This window comes from Phycicoccus endophyticus (assembly GCF_011326735.1).
GTDB lineage: Bacteria > Actinomycetota > Actinomycetes > Actinomycetales > Dermatophilaceae > Phycicoccus > Phycicoccus endophyticus.
On sequence record NZ_JAANCN010000002.1, the window covers coordinates 1 to 22,050 of the forward strand.

Below are 22,050 nucleotides of genomic sequence, written 5' to 3' on the forward strand. Positions count from 1 at the left end.
GCCGGGCGCCCGCGACGACCTCAGAGCGTCGGAGCGCTGCTGGCCGCGTAGAACTGCGAGGACTCCCGGCGCCACAGCAGGTAGATGATGTAGCCGCCGAGCGCGACCTGGATGACGCTCAGGATGCGCGAGACCCCGCCCGTGGGCTGGACCAGGCTGGCGAGGAAGGACAGCACCGAGAAGCCGAACAGCACGGTGGCGACGATCCGCGCCCACGACTTGCCCCGGCCGTTCGCCCAGGCCATGAACAGCCACAGGCCGGCCCCGAGCAGCCCGAGCAGGACCGAGAACGCCGTCGCCACGGCGACGGTGGTGTCGAGCAGTGCCGGGTCGGCGGTCTGGCCCGAGTCCTCGAGGCTCTGGCGCGCCGCGTCACGCAGCTGGTCTCCCATGAAGAACACGCTGAGCAGCGAGACCACCGACAGGGCCGCGCCGATCCGCATGAGCAGGACGGCCCGCTCGATCGCCGGCGGCCGGGTGACCGGCCCGGTAGGTGCACCCGCGGCGTACGCCGGTGCGGGCGGCGGTGCGCCGTAGGGGTTCGCCGCCGGGGGCGGTGGCGGCGGGGGCGCCGCAGCGCCGGTGCCCTCGGCCGCAGGGGGCGGCGGGGGCGTCGAGCCGGCGCTGCCGCCGGCCGGCGCGGTGCCGTCGCTCGGGGTCTCCGGCCCGGGGGGCGGCGGGTTCTGGTCGGACATTGCTCATCCCTCCTGTGGGCGGGGCGCCGTAGGGACCGGCACCTTCCGCGGCTCGATCCTGGCACACCCCGCTCGGCGGCGCGGCGAGGTCCGGGACGTGCGCGCGCCGGGTGTCCGGGGCCTGCCGCGGTCGGTGCCGCCCGGCGGCAGTGCCCGCGGCGGCGCCCTCAGGGGCGACGGCGGCGGGCGACCTCGTAGAGTGTGACGCCGGTCGCGATGCCGGCGTTGAGCGACTCCACCGCCGAGCTCATCGGCACCGAGACGATCTGGTCGCACGTCTCGCGGACGAGCCGGGAGAGGCCCTTGCCCTCGGAGCCGACGACGACGACGAGCGGCTCGGAGGCCAGCTCGAGGTCGGGCAGCTCGACCTCGCCGTCCATGTCGAGGCCGATGACGAAGAAGCCGGCCGTGCGGAAGTCCTCCAGGGCCCGGGTGAGGTTGGCTGCCTGGGCGACCGGGATGCGCGCTGCGGCGCCCGCGCTCGTCTTCCAGGCGCTCGCGGTCATCCCGGCCGAGCGGCGGCTCGGGACGACCACCCCGTGGCCGCCGAACGCGGCGACCGAGCGGACGATGGCGCCGAGGTTGCGCGGGTCGGTGATGCCGTCGAGCGCCACGAGCAGCGGCACGCCCGGCGCCTGCGGGTCGAGCAGGTCGCGCGGGTGGGCGTACTCGTACGGGGGCACCTGGACCGCCAGCCCCTGGTGCACCGCGCCGTCGGTGAGCCGGTCGAGCTCACCGCGGGGCGTCTCCAGGACGGGGATGCCACGCTCGGCGGCGGTCTTGACCGCCTCGCGGACCCGGTCGTCGGCGTCGATCCGCCCGGCGACGTACATCGTCGTCACCGGGACGTGCGCCCGCAGCGCCTCGATCACGGCGTTGCGCCCGGCGACGACCTCGCTCGAGGGGGTCTTGCGGCGCGCTCCGGTGGGCCGCCCGCGACCGGTGCCTGCCGGCCCGCCGGGCCGGGTGCCGGCGCCCTTGGCGCCCCGGTGGGCCTTGTGGTGCGGCCGGTCCTCGGCCTTCGGGGTCGGGCCCTTGCCCTCCAGGCCCTTGCGCCGCTGGCCGCCCGAGCCGGCCGTCGGCCCCTTCTTGCCGCCCTTGCGCACCGCTCCCCGGCGCTGGCTGTTGCCGGCCACGTCAGTCCCCCTTGCCGCGGGTGATCGTCCAGCGCGCGCCGGCCGCGGTGTCCTCGACCGTCACCCCGGCCGCGGTGAGCGCGTCCCGGATGGCGTCGGCCGTCTCGTAGTCGCGCGCGGCGCGGGCCTGCGCCCGGGCGGCCACCCGCTCGGCCACGAGGGCGTCGAGGGCCGCGGTGACGTCGTCGACGTCCGACCCCCCGGTCGACCACGCCGGGTCGAGGGGGTTGACCCCGAGGATGTCGGTCATCGCGACGACCTGCCGCGCGGTGTCGGCGGCGTCGTCGTGGTCGCCGTCGTCGAGCGCCGTGTTGCCGGCGCGCACCGCCTGGTGGATGACGGCGAGGGCGTCCGAGACACCGAGGTCGTCGTCCATCGCGGCCCGGAAGTCCTCCGGGAGTGCGGTCCTGGCGTCGGGGACGAGGGTGTCGACCCCGGGCAGGGCGCGGCGCAGGAAGCCCTCGACGCGCTCGACGGCGGTCGCGGCCTCCTCGATCGAGCCCTCGTGGTACTCGATGGTGCTGCGGTAGTGCGCGGCGGTGAGGTAGTAGCGCACGGCGAGCGGGCGGTGCTCCTTGACGACCTCCGAGACCCGCAGCGAGTTGCCGAGCGACTTGCTCATCTTCTCGCCGCCCATCGTCACCCAGGCGTTGTGCAGCCAGTAGTTGGCGAAGCCGAGCCCGGCGGCCCGCGACTGCGCGACCTCGTTCTCGTGGTGCGGGAAACGCAGGTCGACGCCGCCGCCGTGGATGTCGAAGGTGTCGCCGAGGTACTTGCGGGCCATCGCCGAGCACTCCAGGTGCCAGCCAGGGCGCCCGACGCCCCACGGCGTCGGCCAGGACGCCGTCTCCGGCTCGTCCGGCTTGTGCCCCTTCCACAGCGCGAAGTCGCGCGGGTCGCGCTTGCCGCGCGGGTCGGCATCCTCGGCCTCGGCCATGTCCTCGAGGCTCTGGCGGGTCAGCTCGCCGTAGCTCGGCCAGCTGCGCACGTCGAAGTAGACGTCGCCGGAGGCGTCGGCCGCGGCGTAGGCGTGCCCCTTCTCGACGAGGGTCTCCATGAGGCCGACCATCTCCGGGACGTGCCCGGTGGCCCGTGGCTCGTAGGTGGGGGGCAGCACCCCGAGCGACTCCAGCGCGTCGGCGGTCTCGAGCTCGTTGCGGTAGCTGAGGGCGTACCAGGGCTCGCCGTCGGCGGCGGAGCGGGCGAGGATCTTGTCGTCGATGTCGGTGACGTTGCGGATGAGGGTGACGTCGTAGCCGTGCCCGCGCTCCAGCCAGCGGCGGAGGACGTCGAAGGCCACGGCGAAGCGGACGTGCCCGATGTGCGGCGGCGCCTGGGTCGTGAGCCCGCAGATGTAGATCCCCGCCTTGCCGGGCACGACGGGGACGAAGTCACGCAGCTCGCGCGTGAGGGAGTCGAACAGCCTGAGGGTCACTTGCCACAGGCTACCTGCGGCCCGCCGCCGCCCTCGACCCCGCGCCCCGCCCCCACCCCGCCGGAAGACCTCTCCGGGTGATGTCGATGTCGCTCGGCACTGGCGACCTCGTCGGACCCTGCTGCCATGGCGGCAGGGTCCGACGAGGCGAGCATGGTCCAGCGGGCTCGCCAGGAGCGGGAGAGGTCTTCCGGCGGCCGTCCGTGGCGCTCAGTGGCCTCGGTCGATCCACTCCTGCAGATGCGGCGCCTCGGCCCCGATGGTCGTCGGGTCGCCGTGCCCGGTCAGCACGACCGTCTCCGGCGGCAGGTCGAGCAGCCGCGTGCGGATGGACGCGATGATCGTCGGGAAGTCGCTGTAGGAGCGCCCCGTCGCCCCGGGCCCGCCCTGGAAGAGCGTGTCGCCGCTGAAGACCACCCCGAGCGCCGGCGCGTAGAGGCAACAGGCCCCGGGGGCGTGACCCGGGGTGTGCAGCACCCTCAGGTCGACGTCGCCCACGGTGAGCACCTGCCCGTCGGTGAGCTCCCCGCCGGGCGCGGCGTCCTGGCTCATGTCCCAGAGCACGCGGTCCTGCGGGTGCAGCCACGACGTGGCCCCCGTCTCGGCGACGAGGTCGGCGACGGCGTTGACGTGGTCGTTGTGCCCGTGGGTGCACACGACACCGACGACCCGGCGCGAGCCGACGACCTCGAGGATGGCCCGTGCGTCGTGCGCGGCGTCCACGACGAGGCACGCGGCGTCGTCACCGACGACCCAGACGTTGTTCTCCACCTCCCACGACCCGCCGTCGAGCTCGAAGACCCCGGAGGTCACGACCCGCTCGACCCGCACGCCGCCGGGCGAGGTGGGCACCGGCGCCCCGACGTCCGCCGTGGGCGTCATGCCGGGTCCCCGGCCAGCACGACGACCGAGCGCAGGACCTCGCCGCGGTGTATCTTCTCGAAGGCTGCGTCGACGTCGCCGATGCCGATGCGCTCGCTGACGAAGGCGTCGAGGTCGAAGCGTCCCTGCCGGTAGAGGTCGACGAGCATCGGGAAGTCGCGCGAGGGCAGGCAGTCTCCGTACCAGGAGGACTTCAGCGCCCCGCCCCGCCCGAAGATGTCGATCATCGGCAGGGTCACCTCCTTCTCCGGCGTCGGCACCCCGACGAGGACGACCGTGCCGGCGAGGTCGCGCGCGTAGAAGGCCTGCTCGTACGTCTCGGGACGGCCCACGGCCTCGACGACGACGTCGGCGCCGAACCCCCCGGTGAGCGAGCGCACCGCCTCCACCGGGTCCTCGGCCGAGGCGTCGACGGTGTGCGTCGCACCGAATCGGCGTGCGGCCTCGAGCTTGCGGGCGTCGAGGTCGACGGCGATGACCGTGGTCGCGCCCGCGATCGACGCGCCGGCGATGGCCGCGTTGCCGACCCCTCCGCATCCGATGACCGCCACCGAGTCACCCCGCGTGACGCCGCCGGTGTTGACCGCGGCGCCGAAGCCGGCCATGACGCCGCAGCCGAGCAGCCCGACCGCGGCCGCGTCCGCCTCCTCGACCTTGGTGCACTGCCCGGCGGCTACGAGCGTCTTCTCGACGAACGCGCCGATGCCGAGGGCCGGCGTCAGCTCGGTGCCGTCGGTGAGGGTCATCTTCTGGGTCGCGTTGTGGGTGGCGAAGCAGTACCAGGGCTCGCCCTTGCGGCACGCGCGGCACTCCCCGCAGACGGCGCGCCAGTTGAGGATGACGAAGTCGCCCGGTTGCACCTCGGTGACGCCCTCGCCGACGGCCTCGACGCGCCCGGCGGCCTCGTGCCCGAGCAGGAACGGGAAGTCGTCGTTGATGCCGCCCTCGCGGTAGTGCAGGTCGGTGTGGCAGACGCCGCACGCCTCCACGGCGACGACGGCCTCCCCGGGGCCGGGGTCCGGCACGACGATGTCGACGAGCTCGACGGGCGCTCCCTTGGTGCGGGCGATGACACCCTGGACGGTCTGCGGCACGGTTCCTCCTCGGTGAAGCGACGCTGCTCCTGTCACGCTAGCCCGGCGCCGGCCGGGGACGGCAGCGGCCCGGGCCCGTTCCGGCGCAGCACCGGCGAACTCCCGCGTCCGGGAGCCTTTCCGGCGGGGAAAGCGGACGTATCCTGCGCGTGTGCCCCATCCCGTGTTCGACGAGGTGATCCACGAGCCGCACCGGCTGCGGATCTGCGCCTTCCTCGTGCCCACGGCCGGGCGCGACTTCGGGGAGGTGCGCGAGGCGATGGAGCTGTCGGACTCCGCGCTGTCCAAGCACCTCAAGGCGCTGAGTGCGCGCGGCTACACCCGGCTGGAGCGTGCGGCTCGCGGCGGACGCCAGGTGACGACCGTCATCCTCACCCCCGCTGGGCGGGACGCGCTGTGCGGTCACGTCGCCGAGCTGCAGCGGATGGCCCGGATCGTCGGGGCGGACCGTCGGGTCACCTCGGCCCGGCGCTGACGGCGGCCCGGCGTCCCCGAATCGACCAATAGGTCACGTCACGCACGCGACGGGGCCGGCCCGCGTACCTGAAGTGACCTATTGGTCGAATCACGCACGGGACGTGGCCGGCCCGCGTCCCTGAAGTGACCTATTGGTCGAATCACGCACGCGACGGGGCCGGCCCGCGTACCTGAAGTGACCTATTGGTCGAATCACGCACGCGACGGGGCCGGCCCGCGTCCCTGAAGTGACCTATTGGTCGAATCAGACACGGGGCGGTTCAGGGGGGCGGGGAGATGGAGAAGGGGGAAAGGACTCGGTGGTGGCGGTCTAGGTGGGGATGACGAGGGCGGTCGCGATGGCGGCCAGGCCTTCGCCGCGCCCGGTGAGCCCGAGCCCGTCGCTCGTCGTGCCGCTCACCGACACCGGCGCACCGACCGCGGCCGCCAGCACCGCCTCCGCCTCGGCCCGCCGCGTCCCGATCTTCGGGCGCACCCCGACGACCTGAACCGCGACGTTGCCGACGTCGAACCCGGCCGCACGGACCCGGCGCGCCGCCTCGGCGAGCAGGGTGCACCCCGAGGCGCCGGCCCACTCGGGTCGCCCGGTGCCGAAGTGCGCCCCCAGGTCGCCGATGCCGGCGGCCGAGAACAGGGCGTCACACGCCGCGTGCGCGGCGACATCGGCGTCCGAGTGCCCCTCGAGCCCACGCTCCCCCGGCCACAGCAGCCCGGCCACCCACAGCTGACGGGAGGAGCCCTCGGCCGCGACGGCGTGGACGTCGACACCGACGCCGACGCGGGGCATCTCGCTCACGGCGACGATGTTAGGCCCGCGGACCGGCCGGACGTCGCACCCGGCGACCCGCCTCCCAGGGCGCGCGGGCCGCCCGCGAGCCGCTCGGCCCGCTCGAGGTCCTCCGGCGTGGTCACCTTGAAGCCCATCGGGTCGCCGTCGACGACGACCACCCGGTGCCCGGTGCGCTCGACGAGCGCGGCGTCGTCAGTCGCCACCATCCCCGAGGCGTGCGCGGCGAGCAGCACCTCGCGCGGGAAGCCCTGCGGCGTCTGCACCGCCCGCAGCGTCGTGCGCTCGGGCGTGCCGGTGACGACGCCGTCGGCGTCGACGGTCTTGACGGTGTCGACGACCGCGAGCCCCGGCACCACCCCGTCGGCGCCGGCGCGCACGGCAGCCACGACCCGCTCGAAGACGGCGACCGGGGTGAGGCAGCGCGCGGCGTCGTGGACGAGGACGACGTCGCACCCCGGGTCGAGCGCGGCCAGCCCGGCGGCGACCGACTCGGTGCGCTCGGCCCCTCCGGCGACGACGTGCGCACCGACCGGCAGCGACACCGCGGACCACGGCGGCAGCGAGGGGTCGGCGAGCGCCTCGGGCACCACGACGACGAGCGAGCGCAGCCCGGGGAGGGCGGCGACGGTCTCCAGCGCCCAGGCCAGCATCGGTCGGCCGGCGAGCGGCACGAACGCCTTGGGGAGCGAGGCCCCGAGCCGGGACCCGGAGCCGGCCGCGACGACGACGACGCCCACGCCGCTGCGGGCGGCGTGGGCGTCGGTCACGTCAGTGCGGGCAGGTCGCGGGGCGACCGCCGGGCTCAGGAGGCGAGGACCTCGTCGAGGATGGACTCGGCCTTGTCCTCGTCGGTCTTCTCGGCGAGCGCGAGCTCGGAGACGAGAATCTGCCGGGCCTTGGCCAGCATCCGCTTCTCGCCGGCGGACAGGCCACGGTCCTTGTCGCGGCGCCAGAGGTCGCGCACGACCTCGGCCACCTTGATGACGTCGCCGGAGGCGAGCTTCTCGAGGTTGGCCTTGAACCGGCGCGACCAGTTCGTCGGCTCCTCGGCGTAGGGGGTCCGCAGCACCTCGAAGACCTTGTCGAGGCCCGCCTTGTCGACGACGTCACGCACACCGACGAGGTCACAGTTCTCGGCAGGGACCTCGATGACCAGGTCACCCTGCGCGACCATGAGCTTGAGGTAGAGCTTCTCCTCTCCGCGGATCGTGCGGGTGTTGATCTCCTCGATCCGTGCGGCCCCGTGATGCGGGTACACGACCGTTTCGCCGACCTTGAAAACCATGTGTTGTTGTCCCCTTTCGCGACGTCCAGGGTACCACGACACGCCGACGTCGCCCAATGGAGCGGACGAGCATCTGTGCAGGTCAGGGGCCTGAAACGACCGTCCACACCGAAAAATCGGGGCTTGACAGAACCCCCTTGCGCGTGCTGCACGCGCGCGCCCGGACGCGCCCACGGGAGCCCGCGTGCACCCCCGGACGAGCCCCCGCGCGACCCGCGCGGACCACCTCCCGCCCGCGCCCGACGACGGCCGCTCGGACCCCGCTATCCTGTGCGGCGTGACGAAGCGCGCCGCCTCAGCCCTCCGGTTCGCCGGGATCGCCACCGCCGCCCTCCTGGCCGCCGGCTGCGGTGTCTTCTCGCCGGCCCAGACCGACTACAGCTACATCCCCGCCGACGGGGTCGACCTGACCATCCCGGGGCTGGACCTGCGCAACATCGCCGTAGTCACCGACGGCGAGGGTGAGCCCGGCGTCCTCGTCGGGCAGGCGGTCAACGACTCCGGCGACGCCGTCGAGGTCGCGTTCGGCCTCGAGGGGACGACGGGCGCCACGACGTCGGTGCCGGCCTACTCCGGCGAGGCGCTCTCCAGCCCCACCTCGACCGTCGACCTCGGCGCCGTGCCCGCCGCTCCCGGCAGCCTCGTCGAGCTGACCGTGCAGACCCGCGAGGCCGGGCAGAACGTCGTCAGCGTCCCCGTGCTCGCCGCGGAGGGCTACTACGCCGGGCTCGCCCCGAGCGCCAGCGCGAGCCCCACCCCGACCGCCGGCTGACCGCCCGACCGGTTGACCGCCGAGGGCCGGCCGACCGGCCGCCGGCGGCTCACGCCTCGAACTTGTACCCGAGCCCACGCACCGTGACGATGTGCGTCGGCGCCCCCGGGTCCTGCTCCACCTTGGCCCGCAGACGCTTGATGTGGACGTCGAGGGTCTTGGTGTCCCCGACGTAGTCGCTCCCCCACACCCGGTCGATGAGCTGGCCGCGGGTGAGCACCCGGCCGGCGTTGCGCAGCAACAGCTCGAGCAGCTCGAACTCCTTCAGCGGCAGCGACTGCTGCTGCCCCTGGACGGTGACGACGTGCCGCTCGACGTCCATCCGCACCGGCCCGGCCTCCAGGGTCGTCGGCACGAGCTCCTCCGGCTCCGCGCCCCGCCGCAGCACGGCCTTGACCCGGGCGAGCAGCTCGCGCGAGGAGTACGGCTTGGTCACGTAGTCGTCGGCGCCGAGCTCGAGCCCCACGACCTTGTCGATCTCGCTGTCCTTGGCGGTGAGCATGATGACCGGCACGTTGGAGCGCTGGCGCAGCGCACGGCAGACGTCCACCCCGGACAGGCCCGGGAGCATGAGGTCGAGCAGCACGAGATCGGCTCCCGCGGCGTCGAACTCGGTGAGCGCGTCGTTGCCGTTGTCGGCCACGGACACCTCGTAGCCCTCCTTGCTCAGCAGGTAGGACAGCGGGTCCGAGAACGACTCCTCGTCCTCGACGATCAGGATGCGCGTCATGCGGTGCCCTCTCCTCCGGTGGCGGCGGCCACGCCGGGCGGGGGGTCGGCCGCGGGGTCCCCGTCGTCGGCGACCTCGGGGGCCGCGACGGGGAGTCTCATGGTGAACGTCGAGCCACGCCCCTCCTCGCTCCACACGGTGACCTCGCCCCCGTGGTTGGCGCAGACGTGCTTGACGATGGCCAGGCCGAGCCCGGTGCCGCCGGTCGCCCGGGACCGGGCGGCGTCGACCCGGTAGAAGCGCTCGAAGATCCGCTCCTGCTCGGCGGCGGGGATGCCCTGCCCCTGGTCGGTGACCGCGATCTCGACGGTCTCGCCCACCTTCCGGGCGCCGATGCCGACCTTGGTGCGGGCCTCGCTGTAGTTGATCGCGTTGGTCAGCAGGTTGGCGACGGCCGTGACGAGCAGCTCGCCGTCGCCGAACACCCGCAGGTCGCGCTCGGTCGCCAGGCCGAGGTCGATCGACTTGGCCTCCGCGGCGACCCGCACCCGGTCGACCGCCTCGAGGACGACGGCGCCGATGTCGACGAGCTGCGGCTCGTGGAGGGTGTCGGCGACCTGCAGCCGGGAGAGGTCGACGATCTCCTGGACGAGCCGGCCGAGCCGGGTGGACTCGACCCGGATGCGCTCGGCGAAGCGGGTGACCGCCTCGGGGTCCTCCTTGGCGTCGAGCACGGCCTCGGCGAGCAGCGAGATGCCGCCGACGGGCGTCTTCAGCTCGTGGCTGACGTTGGCGACGAAGTCCCTCCGCACCTCCTCGACCCGCCGGGCGTGGGTGTGGTCCTCGGCGAGGACGAGCACGTGGCTGACGCCGAGCGGGGCGACCCGCACGCGCATGACGACGCTGCCGTCGGGGTTGGGCCCTCGGGCCAGGTCGAGCTCGGCCTCGCGGATGACGCCGTCGCGGCGCACCTGGCGGGCGATGTGCCGCAGCTCGTGGTGGACCAGCTCACCGTGCCGCACGAGGCCGTAGGTGAGCGCCGGCGCGGAGGCCTTGACGACGGCGTCGGAGGAGTCCAGGACGATGGCGATCGAGCGCAGCACCGCGAGGACGTCGCCGACACCGCGCGCCAGCGGCGGGTCCTCCGGGGGCGGGCCCTCGGCGAGGCTGCGCTCGGACCAGCGTGCAGCGAGCACCGCGGCGGCCCCGATGCCGAGGCCAGCGAGACCGCCGAGGCCCGCCGCGATCGTCGCGTCCACGCCGCCAGCGTACGGCCGTCCGCGGAGTGCTCCTCGCCACGAGAGGCCCCCCGCCGGGCCGGGTTGCCCGAAGTTCACCTCAGGGGTGTCTATGGTTCACCAGCACCTGAGAGGCTGCAGGGGCGACGGCGCCGCCATGTCGCCCGTGACTCCTGCCCCTCCGCAACCACACCGGAGACCCCCAGCCGTGATGCGCAAGGCCTACCACGACGAGCTCGACCGGATCGCCGAGAGCCTCGTCGACATGACCCATCTCGCCGCGTCGGCGATGAGCCGCGCGACCACCGCGCTGCTCGACGCGGACGTCCACCTCGCCGACTCGGTGATCACCGCCGACGCCGACATCGACGCCCAGCGCGAGCACATCGACCTGCTCTCCTTCGACCTCATCGCGCTCCAGCAGCCGGTGGCCACCGACCTGCGGGTCGTCGTCACGAGCATGCGGATGAGCAGCGACATCGAGCGGATGGGCGACCTGGCCCGGCACGTCGCCAAGGTCGCCCGGCTGCGCTACCCGAACTCGGCGGTGCCGCCGGAGCTGCGCGGGACCTTCCGGGAGATGGGCGCGGTCGCCGAGCTCATCGTCGAGAAGACCGGGTCGGTCATCGCCGCGCGCGACGTCGAGACCGCCCGCGCCATCGCCCGCGAGGACGACGCGATGGACCGGCTGCACCGCGAGCTGTTCGAGCAGGTGACGAGCAAGGACTGGCCGCACGACACCGAGACGGCGGTCGACGTCACCCTCCTCGGGCGCTACTACGAGCGGTTCGCCGACCACGCGGTGTCCGTGGCCGAGCGGGTCATCTGGATCGTCACCGGCGAGTGGGGCGACGAGGCCGACGGCAGCCACGAGGACGCCGAGGACGCCGACGCCTCACCGGCCACCTGACGCCCCGCCGCGACGCAGGTCCTCGCCCCGCGCCGGGATAACGGCGAGGATGGGGCGATGATCGACGAGGGGGACGGGTTCGAGGACTTCGTGCGGGCCCGCTGGGCCGAGCTCGAGGGCGTCGCGCTCGTCGCGACCCTCGCCCCCGCCCGGGCGCTCGAGGTGACCACGGAGGTCGTCCGCATCCTGCGCCGCCGGTGGGCGGCGATGCTCGAGGACGGCGTACCGACGGCGGCCGCCCGGGCCGCGCTCCTGGCCCGTCTCGGCGACCCGCGACGCGGCGGAGGGTGGCTCGGGGCGCGGTGGCCGCACCGGCCGTCGCCGGCCCGCGGCGACCGGCCGGCCGAGGCGGACCCGGCTCTGCGAGCGGCCGTGGCCGCCCCGGACGACCCCGTCCCCGCAGCGCTGTTCGACGCGCTCGCCGCCGAGCCCGCCGCTCGGCGAGCCGAGGCGGCAGCGCGCGTGGTGTGGGAGCTGACACCGGCCGAGGCGCGCGGCCTGTTCCCCGGGCCCAGCCGGCCTCCCGGTGGCCCGTTCGGCCTGTCGGCGGAGCCGATGCTGCTCGCCCACCGCGAGGCGCGTGCGGCCGTCGGCCTGGCGCCGGCGGACCACCGCCTCGAGGAGGACCTGGCGGACGTGCTGCGCCGGCTGGCCGACCACGCTCCGCAGGAGCCTCCCGTCGGGGCGCCGGCCGGGGAGCCGGGGGCCCGGCGCGGCCGGCTGCTCCTCGCCGGCGCCACCGTGGTCACCGTGGGCCTCGGGGTGGCGGCCGCGGGGGCGGCCGGGTGGCTCCCCGGGGACGACGCCGGCGGCTCGGGCGCCTCGGCCACCTCGACCCGGCGGGCCGTCCCGACGACCGCGGGCCCGCAGGACCCGGCCTGGCAGGACGTCCGGCGCTGGCCGGCGCGCGGGGACCTCGCGCGGGACCCCGACGTCGCGGCACTCGTCGCGGCGGCCGCGCCCGGGGCCCGCCTGCTCTACGCCGCCGACGTCGACGGCGCGCGCGTCGTCGTCGCGGCCACGACGCCGGAGGCGGACGACGACGGCGTCGTGTTCCAGGCGTGGTCCGGGCGGGCCGGGCAGCCGGCCGAGGAGCTGCGGGCGGGCGACCCCGCCTTCACCCAGCCCGGGGCGTCCGCCCTCGTCCTCGCCGTCCCTCACGGCCGCGCCGGCGTCCTGCTGGCCCTCGCCGGCCCCGAGGTGCGCTCGATGCAGCTGTCCGACACGGTGCGCCCGACCGCCGGGGGCAAGGTGGTGCGGGAGTGGACCTCGCTCCCGCTCACCGACGGTGTCCGCGCGGCCACCCTCGAGCGCCGGCTCGGACCGGCGGCCCGGGCCCGGTGCGGCGACTACGACGGACCGGTCACCCACCCGACGTCGTGGGACCCGCAGTACCGCGCGGGCGACGCGACCGGCCAGCTCGTCCGGACGGTCGCCGCCGCCACGCGTGTGCCCGTGCGGGACATCCGGGTGCACACGACGACAACTGCCCTTCCGCGCAACGCGCTCGTGGGCATCCTCGGTGACCCCGCCCGGGGCAGGGCTCGGCTCGTCGACCTCACCCTTCCCGGCGGGGCGCTCGTGCGGACCCTGACCTTCACGGCGGGCACCGGCGGCTCACCTGTCGAGGTGACGCTGGCCCCCCGCGTCGTGCCGGCGGTCGCCGCCGACAGCCCCACCGTCCAGCTCCCCGGCGGGGGCGGTGAGGACTCCACGGCCGTCGTCGTCGTCCCCGGGCCGGCCGCGACCGTCCAGCTCTTCGGCGCCCACGGTGGCGGACCGGTCTCCGCCCGGGTGCCGCTCGCCGGACACGGCGCGACGGTGCCGGTGCGAGGGGTGTTCGGCACCCCGTCGCTGCGGGTGCGCCTCCGGGACGCCGCGGGGCGGGTCACCTACGACGAGGTCCCACCGCGCGGACGGTGGCTGCTCGATCTCTTCCCGACCTCGACCGACTTCACGCGCGTCGTCGACTGACGAGCGGTGGCCGGCCGGCGGTGAGGGACCGCCGGGGCGGCGGTGGCGATGAGGGGAGGGACCGCCGGGGCGGTCAGCGGCCCTGGTTGGCGACGGCGGCAGCGGCCGCGGCGGCGGCCTCGGGGTCGAGGTACTCGCCCGGGCCGGTGGGCATGAAGTCGGCGCCGAGCCGGTAGACCAGCGGCATCCCGGTGGGGATGTTCAGCCCGGCGATGTCTGCGTCGCTGATGCCGTCGAGGTGCTTGACGAGGGCGCGCAGGCTGTTGCCGTGGGCGGTGACCAGGACGGTGCGCCCGGCCCCGAGGTCGGCCTGCAGGTCCTGCTCCCAGTACGGCATCATCCGCGGGATGACGTCGGCGAGGCACTCCGTGGCGGGCACGTCGAGCCCGGCGTAGCGCGGGTCGTCGGACTGGTCGTACTCGCTGCCGCGCTCGATGGGGGGCGGCGGGGTGTCGAAGCTGCGCCGCCAGAGCATGAACTGCTCCTCGCCGTACTTCTCCCGGGTCGCGGCCTTGTCGAGCCCCTGGAGGGCGCCGTAGTGCCGCTCGTTGAGGCGCCAGCTGCGACGCACCGGGATCCAGTGCCGGTCGCACGCGTCGAGCGCGAGGTTGGCCGTAGTGATCGCCCGGCGCAGCACCGAGGTGTGCACGACGTCCGGGAGCAGCCCGGCCTCGCGCATCAGCCGGCCACCGCGCACGGCCTCCTCGCGCCCCGTCTCGGACAGGTCGACGTCGACCCAGCCGGTGAACAGGTTCTTGCGGTTCCACTCGGACTCGCCGTGCCGCAGGAGGATGAGCGTGTACTCGGTCATGTCCGCCAGCCTAGCGAGGCCCCGCCGCCGCCCGTCCACCCACCGCCCCCACCGGAAGACCTCTCCGACCCCTGCGGTGCTCGCTGCCCCGTGGCGATCTCGCCCACCCGGTGCGTCATGGCACCAGGGCTCGACGAGATGTGCGCGGGCCGTCGAGATCGACGTGGATGGGAGAGGTCTTCCGGCGGAGCGGAGGTCAGGCGCGGGGCGGGTCGCCGGGGCGCTCGAGGATGTGCCGGAACGCCTCGAGGTTGCGCAGGCTCTCGCCGCGCGAGACCCGCCACTGCCACTCCTTGCGCATCGAGGTGAGGAAGCCCATGACGAGCAGCTCGTTGAACGGTTCGTCCGCGGCCGCGAGCACGACCCCGAGCAGCTGGTCGAGGTAGTCGGCGTCGACCCCGGCGGCGGGCACCCGCCCGGTGACGAACACGTCGCCGGCGCGGTCGACGGCGTAGGCGAGCCCGGGCAGGCGCAGGTTGCGGCTGAGGAGGAAGCGGTACACCTCGCCGTGGTTCTCGTCGGGGTTGCGGATGACGAACGCCGACACCGACAGCGCCTTCTCGCCGCACACGAGGGAGACGACGGTCCGCAGCTTCTTGTCACCCGGGAGCGCGACGACGAGCTCGTCGTCGCGGGCGCCCTGCTCCCACTCCAGGCCGGAGTCGTCGAGGAAGCCCCGCACGACGGCGAGGAGGTCGCCGGCGCTCACGGGATGACCGCCGGCGGCACGTCGCGCAGCCGCTGGGCGTCGTGGATCGAGACGTCCTTGGGGGCCGCCAGCGCCCCGCGGTAGACGGCGAGGAGCTTCTCGGCGGTGCGCGCCCAGCCGAACCCCTGCGCGTGCTCGGCACCGCGACGGCCGAGCACCCGGCGCCGCTCGGCGTCGAGGGCGACCCGCCCGAGTGCCGTCGCCCAGTCGGCGGTGTCGTGCCCGTCGACGAGCACCCCCGCGTCCCCGACGGCCGTCGGCAGCCCGCCGACGTTCGCCGCGACCACCGGGGCCCCGCACGCCTGCGCCTCGACGGCGACGAGGCCGAAGGACTCGCTGTGCGAGGGCACCGCCACGGCGTCGGCGGCGCGGTACCACTGGGCGAGCGTGGCCCGCTCCACCGGCGGGACGACGCGCAGCCGGTCCCCGATGCCGAGCCGCGCCGCGAGGTCCTCCAGGCCCATCGGGGTGCGGACGCCGGAGCCGCTCGCCCCGCCGAGCACCGCGACGACGAGCCGCTCGCGCAGGTCGGGGCGCCGGCGGGCGAGCTCGGCCGCCGCGCGGACGAGCACGTCCGGGCCCTTGAGCGGCTGCACGCGCCCGACGAACAGCAGGAGCACCGCGTCGGGAGGCAGCCCGAGCACCGCGCGCGCCTCGGCCCGCGAGCCGGGCGTGAAGGTCGCGAGGTCGACGCCGGGCTCGGCGACGGCGACCCGCTCGGGCTCGGCGTCGTAGAGCTCGACGAGCTCGTCGGCCTCCCGGCGGGTGTTCGCGACGAGCCGGTCGGCCGCCTCGACGACCTGCACCTCGCCGATCTCGCGGCCACGCGGCTCCGGCTCGTCACCGTCGGCGAGGTGGAGGTTCTTCACCCGGGCCATCGTGTGCATCGAGTGCACGAGCGGGACGCCCCACCGGTCGGCGGCCAGCCAGCCCACCTGCCCGGAGAGCCAGTAGTGGGAGTGCACGAGGTCGTAGTAGCCGGCCGGGGCGTGCGCGGCGACGCGCATCATGCCGGCGGCGAACGCGCACAGCTGGCCGGGCAGCTCCTCCTTGGACAGCCCCTCGTAGGGCCCCGCGGGGACGTGGCGCACGACGACGCCGGGCTCGACCTGGACGACGTCGGGCTGGCTCGCGCTCGTCGCGCGGGTGAACAGGTCCACGGCCGTGCCGGCGCGGGCCAGCTGCCGGGCGACCTCGAGGACGTAGACGTTCATCCCGCCGGCGTCGCCGGTGCCCGGCTGGGCCAGCGGCGAGGTGTGCACCGTGACCATGGCGACCCGGCGAGGCCCCGGCGCGGGGGGCGACGCGGCGGAGGTCGAGGTCATACCGACGAGTCTTCCACGGCCGCGCCGCGGGCAGCCGCGGGGCCGGCGAGCGCGCTCGCTCACCAGGGGCCGTAGGGGCCCTGCCTCCCGCTGCCGCGCCCCATCACCTGGTCGAGCGCGGGCTTGACGTCGGCGAGGTAGACCCCGGCGGCGACGACGGCGATGATCCCGAGCAGGCCGAGGCCGCCGAGCGCGACGACGCCGACGAGGGTCGCGATGCCGGTGACGAGCAGCCAGAACCCCTTGGTCCGCTTGCCGGCCGCCGTGAACGCGTCCGAGCGCCGCCGGGCGCAGTCGACGAGGGCGAACACCTCGACGCCGAGGGCGGCCAGCGACAGGGCGAGGACGATCCAGTACTGGAGCTCGCCGAGGATCCGCATGGGGACAGCGTAGGGGGTGTGCTCACACGTCGAGGACGATGGTCACCGGGCCGTCCCCGACCATCTCGACCTCCATGTGCGCGCCGAAGCTGCCGGTCGCGACCTCGAGCCCGCGGCCACGCAGCGCCTCGACGACGGCGGCCACGAGCGGCTCGGCGACCGCGGCGGGCGCGGCGGCGTTCCACGACGGGCGCCGACCCTTGGCCGTGTCGGCGTAGAGCGTGAACTGGGAGACGACGAGGACCGGCGCCGACTCCTCGAGGAGCGACCGTTCGCCGTCGAGCAGGCGCAGCTCGGCGATCTTGCGGGCGGTCCTGGCAACCTGCTCCGGGCCGTCGTCGTGCGTGACCCCGACGAGCGCGACGAGCCCGGGGCGAGTCAGCTCCCCGACGACGTCGCCGCCCACCCGGACGGCGGCGCGGGAGACCCGCTGCAGCACCGTCCTCACGGCGCCGGCTCCTCGAGGCCGACCGCGACGACGGCGCCGACCGGCTCGCCGTGGCCGAGGACCGGCGCGTCCTCGAGCCGCCCGTACGCCGTGGACTCGACGCCGAGGCGCCGCAGGAGGGCCGCGAGGATGACCCCGCGGGCGCGCTGGCCACCGTCGGCGACCTTGAGCGCGACGCCACGGCCGTCCGGCAGGCCCACGGCGTAGACGGCCTCCGCTCCGTCCTTGGCGAGGAGCCCCGGGGTGGCCCGGATCAGCGCGGTGACGTCGCGCCGGGTGCCGCCGAGCAGCTCGGGGTGGCGGCGCATCGCGTCGGCGACGGCCCGCTCGTCGGTGCCGGGCTCGGCGGCCGCGAGGCGTCCGAAGGCCCGGGCGAGACCGGTGAGCGGCACGGCCATGACCGGTGCGCCGCAGCCGTCGACGGCGACCGGGCCGACCGGGCCGGCGGTGAGGTCCGCGAGGGTCTCGGCGACGGCACGCTGGAGGGGGTGCCCGGGGTCACGGTAGGTGGCGGGGTCCCACCCGGCGGCGCGGCAGGTGGCGAGCATCGCGGCGTGCTTGCCCGAGCAGTTCTGGGCGAGCGAGCTGGCCGGGCGGCCGGCGGCCACCCAGGCGTCCCGCTCGAGCGGGTCGTGGGGCAGGTCGGGGGTGTTCTGCAGGTCGGCCTCGCCCAGGCCGGCGTCGGCGAGCATGGCCCGCACGCCCTCGAGGTGCATCGCCTCCCCGCTGTGGCTGGCGCAGGCGAGGGCGAGGTGGGGCTCGGGCAGGCGCAGCCCGGCGCGCAGCATGGCCAGCGCCTGGAGGGGCTTGTTCGACGAGCGCGGCAGGACGGGGTCGTCCGGGTCGCCCCAGGCCTGCTCGAGCGCGCCGTCCGGGCCGGTGACGGCGACGCTGGCGCGGTGGGCGGACTCGACGATGCCGCCGCGCACGACGTGGGCGAGGACGGGGGCGGCGGCGAGGGCCGGCGGCGTGGGCTGAGGCACCCGGCCGACACTAGCGCCGGCGCCGGGGGCCGCCACCGGCCGGTGGGTGCGCCGGAGGCCGGCCGCCCGGACGGGCGCGTCCAGACCGGTGCCCCGGCTCGGACGGGTCCGAGCCGGGGCACCGGGGCGTCACCGGAAAGGGGGGTCGGTGACAGGGCGCGCCGGGCGCGCCGGGGTGGGTCAGTCGCCGACCTTCTCGGCGGAGGTGCGCGCCGCGGCCGTCGAGGCCTTGGCCGTCTTGCGGGCGCTCGTGCGCGCGGCCTTCGTGGCCGACGTGGTGCGCCGGGCGGCCTTGGTCGTCGTCGTCGACGTGCGCTTGGCGGCGGTGCGGGTGCGCTTGGCCGAGGCGGCGACCTCGGTCTGGGCGCGCTGGGCCTCCTCGGTGGCGGTACCGGAGACGACCGAGGCGACGTGCGCGGCCTCGCGGCGGCCCGTGGTCACCGTGGCCCGGGCGGAGCGCTCGACGTCGGCGACGGCCTTGCGCGCGGTGGTCACCGCGCCCTTGGCCTGGGCCAGGGTGGTCTCGGCCTGCGCGACGAGGTCCTGCGTGGCCTGCTGGGTGCGCAGCCGCCCGACGAGCGTCTTGCCCCGGGTCGCGAGGTCGGCGTAGCCCTCGGAGACCTTGCCGCCGACGACGAGCCCTCGGGTGAGGGCGGTGGCGGGCAGGTCCTTGACCTGGCCGGTCACGGCGTCGACGCGCTTCTGGAGCGCGGCCGGGGCCAGCTCGGTGCGGGCGGCCTCGGCGCGGGTGGCGAGCTCGGCCCGGCGGGCGTCGGCCCGCTTCTGGGCCTCGCGGACCTTCTCGACCGCGAGGTCGGTGGCGCCGGCGAGGGCGTAGAAGGGGGTGGTGTCGAGGGTCTTGCGGAGGTCGTCGAGAACGGCCATGGCGGGCTCCTTCAGGGGGGAGGGCGGGATGTGGGCTGTGGGTCGGGGCCGGCGGCGCTGCCGGTCGGTCGTGCCGGCGCCGGGAGGCGGCGTCACGGGGCGTCGTCCTCGACGTAGGAGTCGTAGATGTCGAGGAGGGTGCGCTTCTGCCGGGCGGTGAGGACCGGGTCCTCGGCCAGCGCGCGGCGGACGTCGGACGTGCGGGCCACGGGGGCGGCCGCCTCGGCGTCGAGGATGCCGGCCCGGACGTAGAGGGACTCGGCCGAGACCTGCAGGCCCTTGGCGAGCTGCTGGAGGATCTCGGCGCTGGGGCGCTTGAGCCCGCGCTCGATCTGGGAGAGGTAGGGGTTGGAGACACCGGCGAGCGCGGACAGCTGCCGCAGCGAGAGCTGGGCGGACGTGCGCTGCTCGCGCAGGTAGTCCCCCAGGCTCTCACCGAGGTCGTTCAGCGGGTTCTTGCTCACGTCCCCCAGTATGCTTGCTCCAGTTAGCATCATGCAAACTCAGGCAAGCGCGACCCCCGTCACACCGGTGCCGGTCGCGCACCTGGCGCAGCGGGCACCTCCCGAGACGACCGGCGCCCGCGAGGGCCTCAGGCGGTGGCGCTCTCGCGCCGGCGCAGGGAGATGTCGGCGCACTCCACACAGGTGTCGTCCGAGACGAGCCCGAGGCGGATCAGCTGGCCGAACGCGAAGCACCCGGCGCAGAACCCGGCGAACGCCTCGAGCGAGGCGAAGACGACGAGCACGGCGAGGAGCACGGCGGCCACCGCGGGCGCACCGAGGAGGAGCGCGACGCTCGCCGCCGCGGTGAACGCCAGCCCCACCCCCTGGGCGAACCGCTTGGGCGCCCCGGAGACCAGGCGCGGCGCCCCGAGCCGCGGAGCGACCACTGCGGTGGCGAACCGGCCGAACGGGTCGAGCCGCGGACCGCTCGCGACGCGCAGGGCGAACCCGGCCGCGAGGACGACGCTCAGCCACAGCCACCCCGTCACCAGCGCCGTCGCCGCGACGACCACGACGCACGCGGCGACCACGCGGGCCGCCTTCTCGTTGACCACCGCGGGGAAACCGATCACGGAACGCATGGACTCCATAACGTCAGATAATGGGTCGCGTCATCCCGCAGCTCGCTCGTGGTCCACTCCTCGGACATCGACGCGGCGCCCGACGCCGGCGGGTCAGCGCCGGCGACGCTCCCGCACCCCGAGCAGCTCGCGCGCCTCGGCGCAGGTCAGCGGCGGACGCTGGAGCAGCCGGGCGAGCTCGGCCGCCCGCGCGACGAGCTCGTCGTTGTGCTCGACGACCCGGCCCCTGCGGAACACGACGTTGTCCTCCATCCCGACCCGCAGGTGCCCCCCGGCCGACAGGGCCGCCGCCATGACGGGCAGGTGTCCCCGGCCGATCCCGGTGGCCGACCACGACGTCACCTCCTCCGGCAGCATCGCGACGCCGGCCATCACCGCGGCCGTCGTCGCCGGCATCCCCCCGGGGACGCCGGTGACGAAGTCGACGTGCACGCGCCCACCGAACGGCAGCCCGTGGGTGTCGAGCAGCCGGCGGAGGGTCGCCACGTGCCCGAGGTCGAACAGCTCGAACTCCGGCACGACCTCCCGCTCGCGCGCCCGGACGTACAGCTCGGCGACGAACGGCCACGGGTTGAGGAAGACGTCGTCGCCGAAGTTCGTCGTCCCACAGGTGAGCGAGCACGAGTCCGGCTCGGCGTCCAGCACGGTGAGGCGGTGCTCCAGGGGGTCGTGCACCGACCCGCCGGTCGAGAGCTGGACGACGAGGTCGGTCGCCTCCCGCACCGCCTCGACCGCGGCGCGCAGGTAGCCCCCGTCGAGGGTGGGCCGGTGCTCCCGGTCACGGATGTGCAGGTGAACCACCGAGGCGCCGGCCGCCTCGCACCGCCGGGCCGTCTCGAGAACCTCCTCGAGGGTCGTCGGCAGCTGCGGCAGGTCGGCCTTGGCGTGCTCGGCGCCGGTCGGCGCGACGGTGATGAGCGTGCCGGTCACCCCGGGCGGCGGCGTCATGGGGCCCATCATGGCAGCCGGCCCGCCGGCCCCTCCAGGCTCCGTGCCGACGGGGCCGAACGCTGCCGCCCTTCCCGGTGCTGCGGCTCCCCCGCGGACCGCCGCGCTACCCCCGCACGACGGGCGTCTGCGCGGCGGCCACGCCCTCGACGAGGCAGTCGACGTCCTCGGGCACCGACCGCTTGACCACGGCGAGGGCGACCGGGCCGTCCTCGTAGTGCCGGGCGACGCTCGTCAGCCGGCCGACCTCGCGCTCCCCGACGATGACGGGCGCGCCCCGCGAGGGCAGCACGTGCCCCGAGCCGTCGAGGTGGAGGAAGACGAGCCGCCGCGGCGGCCGCCCGAGGTTGTGCACCCGCGCGACCGTCTCCTGCCCCCGGTAGCAGCCCTTGTGCAGGTGGACGGCGGTGCGCAGCCAGTCCAGCTCGTGGGGGATGGTGCGGTGGTCGGTCTCGAGACCGAGCCGGGGCCGCCAGGCGGCGACGCGCAGCGCCTCCGCGGCCCACACGCCGGCGAGCGGACGGTCACCGACCGCCGAGGCCAGCCGGTCGCGCGGGACGAGCAGCTCGCGCCAGGCCCGCCCGAGAGCCGGATGGCCCTCGGGCGGCCCGTACGCGACGGTGTCGCCGACGAGCCCCGGCCACGGGTCGACCCAGGCCAGCGGCTCGCCCTCGGCCGACTCGCCGCCCATCGGCTCCCCGAGCACCGCCCAGGAGCCGGAGACGTCGGCGACCTCGACGCGCAGCATGAAGCGCATCGACTCCAGCCAGGCCACGAGCGCCGGAGCCGTCCCGGGCTCGACGCTCAGCCAGGCCCGCTCCCCGTCGTCGACGACGTGCACCGCGTGCTCGAGGTGCCCCTTGGGCGAGAGGACGAGGGTCTCGCGGGAGGTCCGCGGTGGCAGGCCGGTGAGCTCCTGGGTGGTCATCGAGTGCAGCCACGAGAGCCGGTCCGGGCCGGAGACGGTCACCACCCCACGGTGGGAGAGGTCGACGACGGCCAGCCCCTCGGCGAGCAGGCGCTGCTCGCGCATCGGGTCGCCGTAGTGGGCGGCGACCCCGGCGTCGAGCCCCTCGGCCTCGACCGCGCCGGGTCGGGCCAGCAGCGGCGAGGCCG

At 75.3% G+C, this 22,050-nt stretch carries 25 protein-coding genes; 4 read left to right on the top strand and 21 right to left on the bottom strand.

What is annotated here, in order from left to right:
* Nucleotides 1-20 precede the first annotated feature (20 nt).
* The 5 genes from G8D98_RS15310 to G8D98_RS03045 all read right to left on the bottom strand — a co-directional run bounded on the left by G8D98_RS15310 (nucleotide 21) and on the right by G8D98_RS03045 (nucleotide 5,242).
* Nucleotides 21-695, bottom strand: a complete 675-nt coding sequence (locus G8D98_RS15310) for a hypothetical protein (protein WP_188744894.1) — start codon at nucleotides 693-695, stop codon at nucleotides 21-23.
* Between the two features lie 167 nt (nucleotides 696-862).
* Nucleotides 863-1,831, bottom strand: coding sequence for a 23S rRNA (guanosine(2251)-2'-O)-methyltransferase RlmB (rlmB, locus tag G8D98_RS03030; protein ID WP_166098980.1), 969 nt, complete (start codon nucleotides 1,829-1,831; stop codon nucleotides 863-865).
* A gap of 1 nt (nucleotide 1,832) precedes the next feature.
* The gene (gene cysS, locus G8D98_RS03035) at nucleotides 1,833-3,266 is read right to left on the bottom strand and encodes a cysteine--tRNA ligase (RefSeq protein ID WP_166098982.1); all 1,434 of its coding nucleotides are present in this window, start codon (nucleotides 3,264-3,266) and stop codon (nucleotides 1,833-1,835) included.
* Nucleotides 3,267-3,476: 210 nt separating this feature from the next.
* Nucleotides 3,477-4,148, bottom strand: a complete 672-nt coding sequence (locus tag G8D98_RS03040) for an MBL fold metallo-hydrolase (RefSeq protein WP_166098984.1) — start codon at nucleotides 4,146-4,148, stop codon at nucleotides 3,477-3,479.
* Nucleotides 4,145-5,242, bottom strand: coding sequence for an S-(hydroxymethyl)mycothiol dehydrogenase (locus G8D98_RS03045; RefSeq protein ID WP_166098988.1), 1,098 nt, complete (start codon nucleotides 5,240-5,242; stop codon nucleotides 4,145-4,147). The genes G8D98_RS03040 and G8D98_RS03045 overlap by 4 nt, the downstream gene beginning before the upstream one ends.
* 151 nt (nucleotides 5,243-5,393) lie before the next feature.
* On the opposite strand from G8D98_RS03045, the gene G8D98_RS03050 reads away from it, so the two are divergent.
* Complete coding sequence (locus tag G8D98_RS03050) at nucleotides 5,394-5,717, top strand: transcriptional regulator (protein ID WP_166098991.1); 324 nt, start codon at nucleotides 5,394-5,396, stop codon at nucleotides 5,715-5,717.
* Between the two features lie 312 nt (nucleotides 5,718-6,029).
* Here the strand turns inward: G8D98_RS03050 and ispF are convergent, their stop codons facing one another.
* Genes ispF through G8D98_RS03065 form a run of 3 tightly spaced genes read right to left on the bottom strand, consistent with a single transcriptional unit; the run spans nucleotide 6,030 to nucleotide 7,794 of the window.
* A complete protein-coding gene (ispF, locus tag G8D98_RS03055; RefSeq protein WP_166099641.1) occupies nucleotides 6,030-6,506 on the bottom strand; it encodes a 2-C-methyl-D-erythritol 2,4-cyclodiphosphate synthase in 477 nt (158 codons plus the stop codon).
* 5 nt (nucleotides 6,507-6,511) lie between these two features.
* The gene (gene ispD, locus G8D98_RS03060; protein ID WP_166098994.1) at nucleotides 6,512-7,276 is read right to left on the bottom strand and encodes a 2-C-methyl-D-erythritol 4-phosphate cytidylyltransferase; all 765 of its coding nucleotides are present in this window, start codon (nucleotides 7,274-7,276) and stop codon (nucleotides 6,512-6,514) included.
* Nucleotides 7,277-7,311: 35 nt separating this feature from the next.
* Nucleotides 7,312-7,794 (bottom strand): CarD family transcriptional regulator, encoded by a 483-nt coding sequence (locus tag G8D98_RS03065; RefSeq protein ID WP_166098996.1) that lies wholly within the window; start codon nucleotides 7,792-7,794, stop codon nucleotides 7,312-7,314.
* A 277-nt stretch (nucleotides 7,795-8,071) separates the two neighbouring features.
* Here G8D98_RS03065 and G8D98_RS03070 point away from each other — a divergent pair, with 277 nt between their 5' ends.
* A complete protein-coding gene (locus G8D98_RS03070) occupies nucleotides 8,072-8,566 on the top strand; it encodes a hypothetical protein (RefSeq protein ID WP_166098999.1) in 495 nt (164 codons plus the stop codon).
* Nucleotides 8,567-8,615: 49 nt separating this feature from the next.
* Here G8D98_RS03070 and G8D98_RS03075 read toward each other — a convergent pair whose 3' ends face one another.
* A complete protein-coding gene (locus G8D98_RS03075; RefSeq protein WP_166099002.1) occupies nucleotides 8,616-9,296 on the bottom strand; it encodes a response regulator transcription factor in 681 nt (226 codons plus the stop codon).
* Nucleotides 9,293-10,495: a sensor histidine kinase gene (locus tag G8D98_RS03080; protein WP_166099004.1), complete on the bottom strand. Its 1,203-nt coding sequence runs from the start codon at nucleotides 10,493-10,495 to the stop codon at nucleotides 9,293-9,295. The genes G8D98_RS03075 and G8D98_RS03080 overlap by 4 nt, the downstream gene beginning before the upstream one ends.
* 190 nt (nucleotides 10,496-10,685) lie before the next feature.
* Here G8D98_RS03080 and phoU point away from each other — a divergent pair, with 190 nt between their 5' ends.
* Together phoU and G8D98_RS03090 are read left to right on the top strand one after the other, a co-directional pair.
* Entirely contained in the window at nucleotides 10,686-11,384 is a 699-nt protein-coding gene (gene phoU, locus G8D98_RS03085; protein WP_166099643.1) for a phosphate signaling complex protein PhoU, read from the top strand.
* Nucleotides 11,385-11,441: 57 nt separating this feature from the next.
* Entirely contained in the window at nucleotides 11,442-13,358 is a 1,917-nt protein-coding gene (locus tag G8D98_RS03090) for a hypothetical protein (protein ID WP_166099006.1), read from the top strand.
* A gap of 73 nt (nucleotides 13,359-13,431) precedes the next feature.
* Here G8D98_RS03090 and G8D98_RS03095 read toward each other — a convergent pair whose 3' ends face one another.
* The 11 genes from G8D98_RS03095 to ygfZ all read right to left on the bottom strand — a co-directional run bounded on the left by G8D98_RS03095 (nucleotide 13,432) and on the right by ygfZ (nucleotide 22,039).
* Nucleotides 13,432-14,169, bottom strand: coding sequence for a phosphoglyceromutase (locus tag G8D98_RS03095; RefSeq protein ID WP_166099009.1), 738 nt, complete (start codon nucleotides 14,167-14,169; stop codon nucleotides 13,432-13,434).
* A 196-nt stretch (nucleotides 14,170-14,365) separates the two neighbouring features.
* Entirely contained in the window at nucleotides 14,366-14,878 is a 513-nt protein-coding gene (locus G8D98_RS03100; protein ID WP_166099011.1) for a type III secretion system chaperone family protein, read from the bottom strand.
* Nucleotides 14,875-16,203: a D-inositol-3-phosphate glycosyltransferase gene (mshA, locus tag G8D98_RS03105; RefSeq protein ID WP_166099013.1), complete on the bottom strand. Its 1,329-nt coding sequence runs from the start codon at nucleotides 16,201-16,203 to the stop codon at nucleotides 14,875-14,877. Before mshA ends, G8D98_RS03100 begins: the two co-directional genes overlap by 4 nt.
* A 59-nt stretch (nucleotides 16,204-16,262) precedes the next feature.
* Nucleotides 16,263-16,583 carry a DUF2516 family protein gene (locus tag G8D98_RS03110; protein ID WP_166099015.1) on the bottom strand — a complete coding sequence of 107 codons (321 nt, stop codon included), beginning with the start codon at nucleotides 16,581-16,583 and terminating at the stop codon, nucleotides 16,263-16,265.
* Between the two features lie 22 nt (nucleotides 16,584-16,605).
* Nucleotides 16,606-17,031: a D-aminoacyl-tRNA deacylase gene (gene dtd, locus G8D98_RS03115; protein ID WP_166099017.1), complete on the bottom strand. Its 426-nt coding sequence runs from the start codon at nucleotides 17,029-17,031 to the stop codon at nucleotides 16,606-16,608.
* Nucleotides 17,028-18,014: an asparaginase gene (locus G8D98_RS03120; RefSeq protein ID WP_166099019.1), complete on the bottom strand. Its 987-nt coding sequence runs from the start codon at nucleotides 18,012-18,014 to the stop codon at nucleotides 17,028-17,030. The genes dtd and G8D98_RS03120 overlap by 4 nt, the downstream gene beginning before the upstream one ends.
* 180 nt (nucleotides 18,015-18,194) lie before the next feature.
* Nucleotides 18,195-18,899 carry a hypothetical protein gene (locus G8D98_RS03125; protein WP_166099021.1) on the bottom strand — a complete coding sequence of 235 codons (705 nt, stop codon included), beginning with the start codon at nucleotides 18,897-18,899 and terminating at the stop codon, nucleotides 18,195-18,197.
* 92 nt (nucleotides 18,900-18,991) lie between these two features.
* Nucleotides 18,992-19,363 carry a helix-turn-helix domain-containing protein gene (locus G8D98_RS03130; protein WP_229661876.1) on the bottom strand — a complete coding sequence of 124 codons (372 nt, stop codon included), beginning with the start codon at nucleotides 19,361-19,363 and terminating at the stop codon, nucleotides 18,992-18,994.
* 128 nt (nucleotides 19,364-19,491) lie between these two features.
* Nucleotides 19,492-19,986, bottom strand: a complete 495-nt coding sequence (locus G8D98_RS03135; protein WP_166099025.1) for a DUF4395 domain-containing protein — start codon at nucleotides 19,984-19,986, stop codon at nucleotides 19,492-19,494.
* A gap of 93 nt (nucleotides 19,987-20,079) precedes the next feature.
* Nucleotides 20,080-20,934 carry a beta-keto acid cleavage family enzyme gene (locus tag G8D98_RS03140; protein ID WP_166099028.1) on the bottom strand — a complete coding sequence of 285 codons (855 nt, stop codon included), beginning with the start codon at nucleotides 20,932-20,934 and terminating at the stop codon, nucleotides 20,080-20,082.
* A gap of 106 nt (nucleotides 20,935-21,040) precedes the next feature.
* Complete coding sequence (ygfZ, locus tag G8D98_RS03145) at nucleotides 21,041-22,039, bottom strand: CAF17-like 4Fe-4S cluster assembly/insertion protein YgfZ (protein ID WP_229661880.1); 999 nt, start codon at nucleotides 22,037-22,039, stop codon at nucleotides 21,041-21,043.
* Between the last annotated feature and the right edge of the window lie 11 nt (nucleotides 22,040-22,050).

Bases quoted from the DNA above. Each gene is read 5' to 3' on its own strand.
- G8D98_RS15310 (WP_188744894.1), bottom strand. From the start codon at position 695: ATGTCCGACCAGAACCCGCCGCCCCCCGGGCCGGAGACCCCGAGCGAC.
- G8D98_RS03040 (WP_166098984.1), bottom strand. From the start codon at position 4,148: ATGACGCCCACGGCGGACGTCGGGGCGCCGGTGCCCACCTCGCCCGGC.
- ispF (WP_166099641.1), bottom strand. From the start codon at position 6,506: ATGCCCCGCGTCGGCGTCGGTGTCGACGTCCACGCCGTCGCGGCCGAG.
- G8D98_RS03065 (WP_166098996.1), bottom strand. From the start codon at position 7,794: ATGGTTTTCAAGGTCGGCGAAACGGTCGTGTACCCGCATCACGGGGCC.
- G8D98_RS03075 (WP_166099002.1), bottom strand. From the start codon at position 9,296: ATGACGCGCATCCTGATCGTCGAGGACGAGGAGTCGTTCTCGGACCCG.
- phoU (WP_166099643.1), top strand. From the start codon at position 10,686: ATGCGCAAGGCCTACCACGACGAGCTCGACCGGATCGCCGAGAGCCTC.
- G8D98_RS03090 (WP_166099006.1), top strand. From the start codon at position 11,442: ATGATCGACGAGGGGGACGGGTTCGAGGACTTCGTGCGGGCCCGCTGG.
- G8D98_RS03095 (WP_166099009.1), bottom strand. From the start codon at position 14,169: ATGACCGAGTACACGCTCATCCTCCTGCGGCACGGCGAGTCCGAGTGG.
- mshA (WP_166099013.1), bottom strand. From the start codon at position 16,203: ATGACCTCGACCTCCGCCGCGTCGCCCCCCGCGCCGGGGCCTCGCCGG.
- G8D98_RS03110 (WP_166099015.1), bottom strand. From the start codon at position 16,583: ATGCGGATCCTCGGCGAGCTCCAGTACTGGATCGTCCTCGCCCTGTCG.
- G8D98_RS03125 (WP_166099021.1), bottom strand. From the start codon at position 18,899: ATGGCCGTTCTCGACGACCTCCGCAAGACCCTCGACACCACCCCCTTC.
- G8D98_RS03135 (WP_166099025.1), bottom strand. From the start codon at position 19,986: ATGCGTTCCGTGATCGGTTTCCCCGCGGTGGTCAACGAGAAGGCGGCC.
- G8D98_RS03140 (WP_166099028.1), bottom strand. From the start codon at position 20,934: ATGACGCCGCCGCCCGGGGTGACCGGCACGCTCATCACCGTCGCGCCG.